Origin of the sequence: Haloferula chungangensis (assembly GCF_042664875.1) — a bacterium.
Lineage (GTDB): Bacteria > Verrucomicrobiota > Verrucomicrobiia > Verrucomicrobiales > Akkermansiaceae > Haloferula > Haloferula chungangensis.
Genome location: NZ_JBHTBS010000013.1, coordinates 20,230 through 32,246, shown reverse-complemented (window position 1 = coordinate 32,246; position 12,017 = coordinate 20,230). Strand labels below are relative to the sequence as shown.

Annotated in this window: 10 protein-coding genes; 3 read left to right on the top strand and 7 right to left on the bottom strand. The window is 58.8% G+C overall.

The annotated features are described in order from the left end of the window. Window positions 1-16: 16 nt before the first annotated feature. Window positions 17-1,267, bottom strand: a complete 1,251-nt coding sequence (locus ACFQY0_RS18330) for an outer membrane protein assembly factor BamB family protein (protein WP_379715432.1) — start codon at window positions 1,265-1,267, stop codon at window positions 17-19. A 93-nt stretch (window positions 1,268-1,360) separates the two neighbouring features. On the opposite strand from ACFQY0_RS18330, the gene ACFQY0_RS18325 reads away from it, so the two are divergent. Continuing rightward, window positions 1,361-1,984, top strand: a complete 624-nt coding sequence (locus tag ACFQY0_RS18325; RefSeq protein ID WP_379715612.1) for a DNA-3-methyladenine glycosylase family protein — start codon at window positions 1,361-1,363, stop codon at window positions 1,982-1,984. Between the two features lie 50 nt (window positions 1,985-2,034). After that, window positions 2,035-3,042 (top strand): Kelch repeat-containing protein, encoded by a 1,008-nt coding sequence (locus ACFQY0_RS18320; RefSeq protein ID WP_379715429.1) that lies wholly within the window; start codon window positions 2,035-2,037, stop codon window positions 3,040-3,042. 8 nt (window positions 3,043-3,050) lie between these two features. Here the strand turns inward: ACFQY0_RS18320 and ACFQY0_RS18315 are convergent, their stop codons facing one another. Continuing rightward, complete coding sequence (locus tag ACFQY0_RS18315) at window positions 3,051-3,665, bottom strand: 3-keto-disaccharide hydrolase (RefSeq protein WP_379715426.1); 615 nt, start codon at window positions 3,663-3,665, stop codon at window positions 3,051-3,053. Between the two features lie 86 nt (window positions 3,666-3,751). Between ACFQY0_RS18315 and ACFQY0_RS18310 the strand changes: the two genes are divergently transcribed. Continuing rightward, complete coding sequence (locus tag ACFQY0_RS18310) at window positions 3,752-4,354, top strand: SOS response-associated peptidase (RefSeq protein WP_379715423.1); 603 nt, start codon at window positions 3,752-3,754, stop codon at window positions 4,352-4,354. Between the two features lie 82 nt (window positions 4,355-4,436). On the opposite strand, the gene ACFQY0_RS18305 is transcribed toward ACFQY0_RS18310, so the two are convergent. The 5 genes from ACFQY0_RS18305 to ACFQY0_RS18285 form a co-directional block, all read right to left on the bottom strand. Next, the gene (locus ACFQY0_RS18305) at window positions 4,437-5,231 is read right to left on the bottom strand and encodes an FAD:protein FMN transferase (protein ID WP_379715420.1); all 795 of its coding nucleotides are present in this window, start codon (window positions 5,229-5,231) and stop codon (window positions 4,437-4,439) included. Further along, window positions 5,228-6,907, bottom strand: a complete 1,680-nt coding sequence (locus ACFQY0_RS18300; protein WP_379715417.1) for an FMN-binding protein — start codon at window positions 6,905-6,907, stop codon at window positions 5,228-5,230. The genes ACFQY0_RS18305 and ACFQY0_RS18300 overlap by 4 nt, the downstream gene beginning before the upstream one ends. Window positions 6,908-7,031: 124 nt before the next feature. After that, window positions 7,032-8,282, bottom strand: coding sequence for a glycoside hydrolase family 117 protein (locus tag ACFQY0_RS18295; protein WP_379715414.1), 1,251 nt, complete (start codon window positions 8,280-8,282; stop codon window positions 7,032-7,034). 14 nt (window positions 8,283-8,296) lie between these two features. Next, window positions 8,297-10,138 (bottom strand): sulfatase-like hydrolase/transferase, encoded by a 1,842-nt coding sequence (locus ACFQY0_RS18290; protein ID WP_379715411.1) that lies wholly within the window; start codon window positions 10,136-10,138, stop codon window positions 8,297-8,299. 20 nt (window positions 10,139-10,158) lie between these two features. Then, window positions 10,159-12,012, bottom strand: a complete 1,854-nt coding sequence (locus tag ACFQY0_RS18285; RefSeq protein WP_379715408.1) for a sulfatase-like hydrolase/transferase — start codon at window positions 12,010-12,012, stop codon at window positions 10,159-10,161. Between the last annotated feature and the right edge of the window lie 5 nt (window positions 12,013-12,017).

Here is a 12,017-nt window from a genome sequence, read left to right as displayed (position 1 = left end):
TCCGACAAGTGCCGCTTTATTCGAAGCACCACAGTGACTCATGGGTCCGAACAAATAGCTTCGATCCCACGGCCACGGGCGAGGCGATCATGGTGTCTTCCAAATCACTCTCGACCACATCGGTCAACCCCTTCGGGGTGATCGTGCCGCAGAAGAGCACTCCATCCGAACGCCCGGCGTAAATCTTGTCTCCTGCAATCAAGGGTGAAGCATAGTAGATCGCGGCGCTGCGCGGAAACTTGCTTTGCCATTCCTTCTTGCCGGTCTGTGCATCAAGACAGGTCACCATGCCGCGGTTCGGACCTTTGTCATTGAGGACATAAAACTTCCCATCCTTCGCCACGGGGGTAGAGGAATCGCTTCCAATCCCCTTGTGAGTCCAGAGTCGATTCTTCCCAGTCGTGTCACCCCTTCCCCCAAGCTTCACTCCGGCCACATGGTCTCCGCGGCCGAACGGCACGATGGCGATTCCCTTGGTCTCAACTGCCGAAGCTATGACCCGCCAGTTCTTCTTCTGTTGAGGATTGAAGTCGCCATGCTTCCAAAGCTCTTCGCCGGTCTTCGCATCATGACCGCTCAAGTGATCACAGCCCCAGGTCACGATGGTTTCCACTCCATCGATTTCGGTGACAAAGGGAGTGGTGTAGGCGTCCTGAGCTTCCGCAGGGGCGTCGTAGTCCCGGGGCGTCTTCCACACTTCCTTTCCGCTTAACTTATCAAACGCCAAAAGGAACGAGGGATTTTCGTTGTGCAGCAGGGCGACAACGACATTCCCTCCTGCGAAAATCGGAGAGGTGCCGAGATCCCACTTCAGTCCATCCGGTGAATACTCCTGATGAAGGTTCCGCTTCCAAACTTCCTTCCCCTCCATCGTCACCGCCGCCAGCGTGCCTGATTTGAAGTAGACATAGATATGCTTTCCGTCTGTTAGAGCCGATGGATTGCAGCCACTTCCTGCATTTTCATGTCGCACGCCTGCAGCCTTTCCGAAGGCATGGCGCCAAACCTCCTTCCCTTTCTGATCATAGGCCAGCACTCCATCCTTACCATGGATCACACAGGTCACCACGATCAGATCTTCCCACACCACCGGCGTCGAACAGCCGCGGCCCGGCAGCGGTGCTTTCCAGAGTTGACTCGATGAAACCTTGCCCGGAGGGCTGGCTTCACGGGCCACGCCGGCACCTTCTTCTCCCCGCCAGTTCGACCAGTTCGTCGCATTCAGATGCCCGACTGAAAGAAGCGCCGAAATTAGCATGAATTTCATTTCCCCCATTCAATGATCCGCGCCGGAATCTGTCGAGAAGATCCGCCGCCACTTGCGAACACGCGCATGAAGGATGAGGATCAAGCGATTGCCATGAAACTCATCGAAACCATTGAGGACGTCCGCGAGGGAGCGAGGTGGCTGGGCGACGCCGTTCCTGAATTCTCCCACGCCCTGAGCCTGACTGGCGAACTTCCGCTCCGTCGCCGCAAGGACGGCTTCGAAGCCTTGCTCGATGCCATCGTCAGCCAGCAAGTATCCGTCGCGGCCGGCGATGCGATTTGGAAACGCCTGAAAAAGGCCCGACTCACCGGCCGCCGGAAAATCGCCGCAGCCAGCGACGAGGAGCTCCGTGCCTGCGGGCTTTCCCGGCAAAAAATCCGCTATGCCCGGGCTCTCGCCGAAGCCGGCATCAACTACCGGGCGCTGAGGTCGCTCAGTACCGACGAAACCGTCGTAATCCTGACGGAAGTCCCCGGCATCGGGCGCTGGACGGCTGAAATCTACTCGATGTTTTCGCTTGGTCACGCCGACGCCTTTGCCGCTGGCGACCTCGCACTTCAGGAATCCGCGAGGCTCCTTTTCGCCATGAACGAGCGTCCCAGCGAATCCGTCCTGCGATCAATGTCCAACGAATGGCGTCCATGGAGAGCGGTCGCTGCGCGAATACTGTGGCGCTACTACCACCTCATGAAAGCCCGCTCAGGAGTTCGTTGATGACCAGAGCTTGGCTTGTCTCTCCCCACTGCTGACGCATTATTTCGACCATGAAACTCGGCTACTGCCTCATCCCATCGCTCGGCCTCGCCCTTGCCGCATTCGCTCAAATGAGCCACCTGGAAGGATCCAAGTGGGAGCAGGTCAAAGGCGAGGGCAATCCTTGCAAGCGCCACGAACACGCATTTGTCGAAGTCGACGATCAGTTCATCGCACTCGGTGGTCGCCGCATTCAAGCCGTCGATCTCTACAACCCCGAGACCAGTACCTGGTCCACGGGAAAACAACCCCCGGTCGAACTCCACCACTTCCAGGCCCTCAGCCATGATGGCAAGGTGCTCGTCGCCGGCGCCTTCACCGGAAAATACCCGCGCGAGACACCTGTTAGTCATCTCTATTTCTACGACCCGAGCGCCGATGCCTGGAGCAAAGGACCCGAAATCCCCGAAGAGCGGCGACGCGGTTCCGCCGGTGCCTTCATTAAGGACGATAAACTCTATCTCGTCTGCGGCCTTACCGATGGCCACCGCTCCGGCTGGGTGCCGTGGTTCGACGAGTATGACTTCTCTACCAAAACCTGGACCAGGCTCCCCGATGCCCCCCGCGGCCGTGACCACTTCCAAGCGGTGCTCATCGACGAGCAACTCATCCTCGCCGGTGGCCGTCGCTCCGGCGAAGGAGGCAGCGTCTTTGCCCCAGTGATCAAGGAAGTCGACGTCTTTGATTTCAAATCGAACACCTGGAAGACCCTCGATCAACCCATCCCGACACCCCGCGCCGGCACCAGCTCGCTCGCCCTGGGAAACGAATCCCTGGTCATCGGTGGCGAAAGTGCCCGCAAGGAAGCCCACATTGAGGTCGATGCCCTCGATCCAAAAACCGGCAACTGGCGCAGCCTCCCAGCCCTTCCCGGTGGTCGCCACGCCACTCAGCCCATCCTCTACAAAGGAAGGATCTACCTTCAAGCCGGCTCAGTCACACGCGGTGGCACCGAAACGAATACGATGCTGCGCATTCCTACTAGAGACCTCGTAGCAGGCAATCGGACTGAGGACTAAAGGACCGGCTATTTCAGCGGCTTGATCCGGATGTTCCTGTAGTGAACCTCACTCCCCGGATCATGCGCTTGGAGCGCGATCGCTCCTCCGTTTTTCTGAAGCTTGTTATCCTCTCCCTTGGGGGTGTAATTGACGAGTTCCCTGCCGTTGACTGAGACCGTAACGACACCCTTCTCCACACGGATCACATACTTCATCCAGGTATTGTCTTCGAATGGCTCCTTGTTATCGACGACTGCATAAAGCCCGCCCGATTTCCGCCAGTCTTTCTGGGTGTTGTTCACCTGCACTTCATAGCCATTCCGCGGCCATCCACTCTCAACCCAGTTGGTATGGAAGAACACACCTCCATTGGAGTTTGGCTTGGTCAGAGCCTCAAGCCGCAGCTCAAAATCCACAAATGTCGCTGCGTTGAAATCGCCCACATAAAATGCGTGTCCACGCGGCCCATGTGCCACGATCGCACCATCGGTCACCTTGAAGGAATCGGGGTGTTCCGAAACCCTCCAGCCATCCAGAGTCTTTCCATCGAAGAGTGGCGTGAAGCCTTCTTCCGCCATGGAAGTCGGCGCCATCAGAACAAAAGCCACCGAAGTCAGAAGAGTCGTGATCGATTTCATCATGGTCCAACTCTACGGAATCCTCGTCTCCGGTCTAGCACTCAAAATTCCGCTCCCCAAACGGCCCTTCGGAATCCAATCTCTGCCTCATGTGCAACGCCTACGAACTCGGAAAGCGCGGCGGCAGCTTCTCATCGAAGATCAAAGCCACATCGATCCGGGAACTACTCTCGATCGACTCCTTCCGCCTGATCCGCCGCACCGACAAGGCCCCGGTCATCACCGCCGATGGTGAGCTCGTCATGATGCGCTGGGGCTTCGAACGCAAGGGGCTCAGCCCAGTCAACAACTCCCGCGCCGACAAGCTCGACTTCCCGATGTGGAAGCAGTCCTTCGAGGAAAGACGCTGCCTCATCCCTGTCGCCGCCTACTACGAATGGTCCGGCCCGAAAGGCCTGAAGCGCACTCATCGCTTCAGCGCGCCCGATGACTCGTGGCTCCTGATGGCTGGCATCTGGGAAGAGTCGGGAACTCAGGGCCCCTGCTTCTCCATGATCACCACGGAAGCCAACCTGACGGTCGAGCCGATCCACCACCGCATGCCCGCTATCCTCAGCGGGAAAGAAGTCGACGTCTTCCTCGCCGGCGACATGCGCACATTCGCGCCACCCCCCGATGCCATCCAAGTCGCCGACGCCCCCAATCCCTTGGTAAAGAAGAAACCGCCGCCAGCCCAGGGTGAGTTGTTCTGAGTCCCTCCTTCGTTATCTTCGTTTCCTTCTGTAAAAAAATCGAATCATCAATCATCAATCATCAATCATCAATCATCAATCATCAATCATCCCCGAAACTCCAGAAGAACTCCGGAGCCCCATCAGGTCGAGCCTCCGGCCCGAGCACGAACAGCGCCGTCGCCCACGCATCGGCCGTCGCGCAATCATCCGCCAAAACCGTGACCGAACACCGAGGCCGAAGCACCGGGCTCCCCGTCTCCGGATCGATGAGGTGACTCGCCAATCCATTCCCGGTTTCCCGAAACTGCTGGTAGTTCCCACTCGTCGCCACCGCGCGATTCGTGACGGTTAGAATCTCCGCATTCCCATCGATCAAAGGGCTTTCGATCGCCAGCTTCCACTCACCATCGCCCGCAAGCACCTCGCCGCCGAGTTCAAAAACGAATCGATGAACGCCCAGCGATCGAAGCCTTTCTCCCACGCGGTCGACCGCAAAACCCTTCCCGATTCCGGACAAATCCACACCCTTTCCCTCGGGACCAAATCCAGAGGCATGGACTTGTTCAAGCAACTCGTAGTCAAAGGCCGAACCGCTGGCCACCTTCATCGTCTGCGCCAGCGCGATCACCCTCAGAAGCTCCGCACTGGCCGCTTCACCTCGATTGAATCGACTCAGGTCCGAGTCTTTCCTCCACTGACTCATCACCTGTTCCCAAAGCTCGAGTTCCTCCGCCACCACCCGCCGGACATCCGCTGAAGCATCGCCTTCATAAGCCAGCGACCAAGCGCAGCCCATCGCCTGCCCCTCCAATCGAACCACTTCCGACTTCCGACCCTTGAAAGCGATCATCACGACCGCCGACAGGATCAAAACCAGAAGTGCCACCCTTTTCATGAGCAGAGAACGAAGACCCAGGCCAATCCGACAAGCGTCGCCGCGATCGAGTCACGTCGCGTCCAGCGGCTGGGTGAGTGGGTGAGGAACTTCAACAAAGCCCCGGTCGGACAACCGTAGTGGCAATAGGCCTGCGGAAGAAACGCCGCACTGACCAGCCCGACTCCGAAGATCAAGGTTGGCATCAGGGCAAAGAATCCGGCGCTCCAGACTTCGAAGGGCTCGGCATAGGTCGCGGAAAACGAGCTTCCCGCCAGTGCCAGCCCCCACAGCGCGATCAGCCCCAGCCAGGGCACGGTCACCAGCATCCGATGCAGCTTTCCCGGCGGCGCGAAGCGACGCTTGTGGGTCGCGCCGAGCAAGGTCTGCGCTGCGCCATGCGGACATAGGTGGGCACAATAAACATTCTTCCCAAAGATCGCCGGCACGAGAATCGCCGAGGCGCTCAAAACCAGCATCGCCATGCCCGTACCCGAAAGACTGCCGCGTTTCGCCCAGGTAATCCATTGATCCTGCGCCACCATCCAGCCGAGCCACAGCCCGCCCAGCGCCATGCTGAGCACCGCAAACACCAGCCGCACCCGACGCTTCGCACGCAGCTTTGTTAGACCGATCGTCACCCCCGCAAGCACCCAGATCAACCCGACCCCGAGTCGCCAATCAAAGCTCGTCGCAAGCTCCGTTCGATCGTGCCGCCGCACCAACTCCAACACACTCTCCGTGACTGAATGGGCCGTCTTGCTGGCGCCACTCACGACAAATCTCTTCGCGGGACCCGTTTCCAACAAGCCGCCCGTTGACTGGCCGACGAAGGGATCCGCAAACTTCAACTCATCGGCCACGTCGAGAATGTAAGGCTTGTTGTCGCGGCTCCCCAGCATCCGCACCCCCACGATCTCATCATTTTCCAGGCCAACGATCAGATCACTCGGCCCCTGAAAGCCGCGCACGGCCACCCCGGCGCGGCTTGTCCTCAGGATCAACTGTCCTTCGCCGCCACTGACCTGATAGACCCCGAGTTCCAGCTCCTCGAAGCCACTCGCCTTCGGGAAAATCGAACGCACCTGCTCGATCGTCAGCACATCAGGAAACCATTCGGCCGCATCCTGTGCCCCGAAGCGCCCCGCCATCCCGCGCGCGATCGCCTCACTTGTTAGAGTCGCACCACTGACCACATCCGCCTCTTCCAACACGCCGAGACTTGCCGCATGTCGGCCGTTCCATTGGGTGAAGAAACTATCGTCCTTCTTGATCTTGTCGACATGCCCCGCCGTGTCGGCACTTTGGAGAAGCACGCTTCCCACCACCCGACGGTCAGGGTTGAGAACGACCAGCAGATTGCTCGCACCCGCATAGCCGGTCACTTTGGCGGCCTCCGGGAAGGTCTGCGTCGCCCAGCCAAGCAACTCGTCATTCGCATCGAGCACCGAGGTCAGAAGATCATCCTCTTCCGGCTCCCCAAAATGATCCGCCGCTGGAAGCCATGGCTTCACTTCGTTGATCCAGCTCGCATCCAGCCCGTGCTCAACTTTATCGACCCGCCATCGATGCGCCTGATGCACGCAAAGGAACGCCGCCACCAGCAGCGCCAACCGCCACACGGGAATCGCGAACCGCAGCAGTCGCTTGCGACCTTTGCCCGGACGTTTCGGATGAGTGTGGCCCTCGGGATTCATCAATGATTCGAGGTGCTGCTTTTCCGGAAGAACTCAGGGACCAAGGCCATGATCGGCAATGTGCGGAAATAGGAATGGGTGAGGCAAGACAGAACAACGCACCCATCGGTTCACGACCCCACCGCTACGGTTTGCCCGCCTTGATCCGCTCACGCTGCTTTTTGCTCAGTCCCTGACGGTAGTAGACATCCGGACGATGGTTCACGCGATGCTCCTTCATCTCGGGGTCGTTCACGTCGAGACTCAGGTCGCAGTCGAAGCGGACGAGGATCGAATGATACTCCCCCTTCCCTCCCTGATTGATGAAATGTGCAAGCCCCCAGGTGATGCCGCGGCCATCCTTGGTATCGGAGAAGGCATCCGCCACATAGGGCGCGGCGGCGTAGGGCATCAACTCGGTGATCGAGGCGATCGAGAAGTTCACGCCGTCCTCGGCGTATTGGATCGTGTTGTGCTCGGGGCCGTCCTTGTAAACCAACGCCGCAACCCCTTCCTTGAAGGGAAACAGCGAGGTCTCGTGCCCGGAAGTGATCACCGGATTCAAGGGATGCTTCGTGAAGGGACCAAGCGGATCTTCGGCAATAGCGAGACCCTGCATCCTGACCTTGTGAGGGTCCCTGCCAAAATCGGACTTGTAGTAGATCCATATCTTCCCGTCTCTAACAAGTGGATAGGGATCGTGGATCGAATACTGGTCCCACGCCCCTTCCGGACCGTTCGGGATCACGACCTTGTTGGCTGGCGTCCACGGACCCTCCGGCGAGTCCGCGTAGGAAACCGCCACCGGACAGTCGTCGCCGCGCGTGCCGCTGGCCTCCATGAATCCCTGATAGTAGAGGTAATACTTGCCCTGCCATTTCAGGATGTCGGTGGTCGTCACCGAGCGCCAGCCGACCAGCGGCTTTTCCGGGCGCTTGATTGCCACGCCCTGCTCCTCCCAGGTAAACCCATCGACGGAAGTCGCATACCAGATTTCGGACAGATCCCAGTCGGCGGAAGGAATCTCATCCGTCGCCTCGGCCGCCCGCTGCATGCCGACCGGCGGCTCCTTGGTATCCCGCTTGGTATACCAAACGTAGTACTTCCCGTTTTCAAAAATGATTTTCGATGGATCCCGACGCGAGACCGTGCCGTCTCCGCCATGGTAATCGAAACCCTTCAGCTCGGTGTATTTGAACTGGCTGAAAAGCTCGTTATCCTCAGGTTGCGGCGCCGGGTAGTTGTCGTAGATCCGCTCCATTGCCTCGCTCAACTTCCGATCCGGCTTTTCCTTCGGCAGATGGTAGGGAAAGGGCACTTGCTCCTCCGCCAGCAGGCATACCGAGGAGAACTGCGCAAGCGCGAACGTGATTAGGGTGGGTGCGTTTTTCTTCATCGGATTAGCAGATTTCAGAACTTGAGTTTCTTATCGTCCGCACCCCTTGCAAAGTCACTGCGGAAGACCTTGGTGCCATCGGCCTTCGGCCCCCAGCCAACTTCAACTCGCCCATCTCCGAGCACGATGCTCAGAAGCTTCTCCTTCATCTTCTTCGCCACGCCCTGATACTCGGGATTGAAAGCGAGGTTGTTTGTCTCATGCGGATCCGAAGGCATGTGATAGAGCGCCGGATCGAGCTCCTCGTCGCTGGCGTTTCTGGCCCAATCCATGTTCTTGCCGCGATTCCTGTCAGGCCGCGTCTGCAACGAGTAAACGAAGTCCTTCGTCCGGATGTAGGCCCGCGGACCGGTCACGGCGTGGCTTTCGCCAATGGCGTAATCGCGAGCCGGAATCTCGCCGGAAGTGATTTCCGCCAGATCATACCCATCCAGATGCCCGAATTTCCCGCTCCCCAGATCCGCTCCCGCCGCACTCAGAACCGTCGGCATGATATCCACGAACTCGGTGAATCCGGTCACGACCTTGCCAGCTGGAAAAGCCTGCTTGTCGGATGAAACCACCACAATCGGATTGTGGCTGTCGATATCCCATGGCGTGAACTTCGACACCGATCCGTGCTCATTAAGTTTCCAGCCGTGGTCACCGCAGACGTAGACGATCATCCATGGTTGCTGGTGTTTTTCGCTGTAGGCGATGAAAGCATCCGCCGCCTCGCCGACCAGCGCGTCACCGTAGGCGCAGAACGCGTAGTAGTCCTGGATCATCGCCTGCTTTTCCTCGTCGGTTAGATGATCCGAGTAGCCGTTCGAGACCATCCTCTTCAACTGTTCGGGCATGGTCTTGAGTTCCTCCTCGTCGAACTCGGGAACCTTGTAGGTGTGCTTCCGGAAACGCTCGCGATAGTCGGCGGGCGGAAGAACCGGGGTGTGCGGAAAGTCAAAGCCGAGGTGGCAGAACAGCGGCTTCGATGGGTCGACCCCGCCATACCTCTTCGAGCCGACCTTGAATTTGCGGTTCTCGTTTTGAAGGTAGTCCCCGAGAATCGACGTGTAGGATCCGTCGCGAGTCTTGCCGGCCGGCTGCGAACTGACGCCCGCCAGGATCATCCCCGAGTCGATGTTCTTGCCCTTCTTTTTGTTGTAGTGGCGCAACAGATCATACTTCTCCATTGTCGCGGCGGCAGAGCCGGCGAACCTCGGCATCGCCTTCTCGAGTTCGAGGTTGGCGTACTCGACCGTTCCATCCGGCGAAACGAAGAATTCGATGTTCTGAATCGGCTTCTCGAGCTTCTCGCCCTCGATTTCGGTAAACCACAGCTTGCCCCAATCGGTCAGCCAGTCCTTCCACAGGTTCTGAAAATAGAAGTCGGTTTGATAGAGCTTGTGCGGACCGACCCGACCGTCCTTCACCGACTTGACCCGCACCCCGAGCTTGCCAACGTGGGTGGTCTGGTAACCAAGGACAGCCATCTCTTCCGGGAGAGAAGGACGCATGTGCTCCGCGTTGTTGTTGAAATACTCGAACTCATAGATGCCGGAGCGGAATGGGTAGCGGCCGAAGTGCATCGACGCGCGCGACGGCGCACAACCCATCGCCTGGCAATAGGTGTTGATGAAGGTCGTGCCCATCGACGCAAGTCGGTCGGTCTGCGGCGACTCGACGTAGCCGAGCTCGCTCATCTCACGACCGTGGAGCATCTTGTTGAATGCGCGGATCGAGTCATACCGATGATCGTCTGTTAGAATCCAGAGGACGTTCGGCTTTTGCTTTCGGACAGCGGTTTCGGCGTGCACCAACGATGGCGCCAGCATTCCTAACAGGCCGACAATAGCGGATGGGAGACGTAAGTTCATGAGCAAATGGTTGTGGATGGTCAGATCGAGGGGATCAGCTCGACGGGGATGTTCACCTTCTTGTCGTCGGCGCCTTTGGCGAAGTCGCTGAGGGAGTAGCGGTTTTCCTGCGTCCAGTCGCATTCGACCCGACGATCGCCGAGCACGATGTTGCCGAGCTTGTTGCGAAACCATGCGGCGAGTTCGCGGTAGGCGGGATCGTTGGCGACGTTATTGCGTTCGAGCGGATCGTGTTTCAGATCGTAGAGCGCGAGATCGACTTTCTCCAGCGGCGCTTCGAGCGCCCACTTGATATCCTGGCCCATGTTTTTCGGATTCACCTGACCGGGAAACGGCCGACTGCGCATCGAGAAGCGGAATCGTTCGGTGTGCAGGTAGGCGCGAGGTCCGGTGACGAGGTGGATCTCACCGAGGATGTAGTCACGCTGCGGGACGCTGCCATCCCTCACATCGAAGAGACTCACGCCGTCGAGAAAGTCGAGTTCCGGGTCGTCAAGGTCCATGCCCCCGGCGGCCAGCATCGTTGGCGCAAAGTCGACGAACTCGACCATCGTGTCGCAGCGACTCCCGGCCGGCACGAGTTCCTTGTCCGAGGAAACGAGAATGGCGGCGTTTTCCACCGACTGACGCCAGGGACCGAACTTTGCCTCGATACCCTGTTCTCCGAGATGCCAGCTATGATCACCAATGGTGAAGAGAATCAGATACCCCTGTTCGTTCGCCTTGCAGTACCTTTTGAAAGCCCCAACCGCCTTGCCGATCTGCGCGTCGCCATGGGCGCAAAAGGCGTAGTAGTCCTGGATCGCCTGCTGCTTCTCGACGTCGCTCATGCCTTCGATCTTGCAACTGTTGTAGAGCTTCATGAGCTGTGGCGGGAACTTCGCCAACTCCTCATCGTCGAAGTCCGGGACGCGATACTTCTTCGACTGAAAGCGCTCACGCACCGACTTCGGCGGCAGTACCGGCGTGTGCGGAAAATGGAAGCCGAGGTGGATGAACTGCGGCTTCGAAGGATCCGCACCCTTGAGCTCTTTGCCCCAAAGCGTCTTGTAGCTTTTCCCGGCATTCGCCAGGTAGTTCATCATTTCCGTGGCGATGTGCGCGTCGGCGGTATCGTCGGCGGGCTTGGGATTCACGCCACCGAGGATCAAATTCGGATTGCTCCGCGTGTGGGAACGCAGGATGCCGAACTCCTCATTGGTCTTCGCGATCTCAGCCCGGTCGGCCTCGGAAATGTCGCCATCGTTTCGAGTGAGAAAGTAGCTCCGCTTGCTGCCATCCGGATAGAACACCACTTCGATTCCGCCTTTGCCGAATTCCTCCAGGCTGGCGATGTCGCCGATGCCTCCGCGCTGCAGACCGTTCTTGTTGTGCACCTTGACATCGTAAAATCCGGGGTCGTTGTAGCCCTGACCCGGTCCCCATTTGTAGATGTAGGGATCATCTTTTCCGAACGCGGCGGTGGCATAGCCCTGCTCGCGCAGCAGTTGAGGCACCACCGGACGCACGAAGTCCGGCGCCTGATGCGTCAGCTGGAAACCGTAGTGGCCGATCCGAAAAGGATAGCGCCCCGAGTGCATCGATCCACGCGAGGGACCGCAGACGGGCGAGTTGCACATCGCGCGGGTAAACATCACTCCCTCGGCCGCAAGCTTGTCGATGTTCGGCGACTCGACGTATCCGAGCGGGCTCTCATCCGTGCCGAAGACCAGACGGTTGTAGGACGCCACCGAATCGGGACGCTGGTCGTCGGTGACGATCCAGAGGATGTTCGGCTTGGCGGAACTTTCCTGGGATTCTGCAAGACCGGGGAGGCAGGCTGTTAGAGAGAGCAAGGCGAGGCCGAGGCACTGGTTTGAGAATGATCGTTCCATAAGGC

What these genes read in the sequence shown, in the direction of transcription:
- ACFQY0_RS18315 (WP_379715426.1), bottom strand. Translation starts at nt 3,665, where the DNA reads ATGATGAAATCGATCACGACTCTTCTGACTTCGGTGGCTTTTGTTCTG.
- ACFQY0_RS18285 (WP_379715408.1), bottom strand. Translation starts at nt 12,012, where the DNA reads ATGGAACGATCATTCTCAAACCAGTGCCTCGGCCTCGCCTTGCTCTCT.
- ACFQY0_RS18295 (WP_379715414.1), bottom strand. Translation starts at nt 8,282, where the DNA reads ATGAAGAAAAACGCACCCACCCTAATCACGTTCGCGCTTGCGCAGTTC.
- ACFQY0_RS18290 (WP_379715411.1), bottom strand. Translation starts at nt 10,138, where the DNA reads ATGAACTTACGTCTCCCATCCGCTATTGTCGGCCTGTTAGGAATGCTG.
- ACFQY0_RS18320 (WP_379715429.1), top strand. Translation starts at nt 2,035, where the DNA reads ATGAAACTCGGCTACTGCCTCATCCCATCGCTCGGCCTCGCCCTTGCC.
- ACFQY0_RS18300 (WP_379715417.1), bottom strand. Translation starts at nt 6,907, where the DNA reads ATGAATCCCGAGGGCCACACTCATCCGAAACGTCCGGGCAAAGGTCGC.
- ACFQY0_RS18325 (WP_379715612.1), top strand. Translation starts at nt 1,361, where the DNA reads ATGAAACTCATCGAAACCATTGAGGACGTCCGCGAGGGAGCGAGGTGG.
- ACFQY0_RS18305 (WP_379715420.1), bottom strand. Translation starts at nt 5,231, where the DNA reads ATGAAAAGGGTGGCACTTCTGGTTTTGATCCTGTCGGCGGTCGTGATG.
- ACFQY0_RS18330 (WP_379715432.1), bottom strand. Translation starts at nt 1,267, where the DNA reads ATGAAATTCATGCTAATTTCGGCGCTTCTTTCAGTCGGGCATCTGAAT.
- ACFQY0_RS18310 (WP_379715423.1), top strand. Translation starts at nt 3,752, where the DNA reads ATGTGCAACGCCTACGAACTCGGAAAGCGCGGCGGCAGCTTCTCATCG.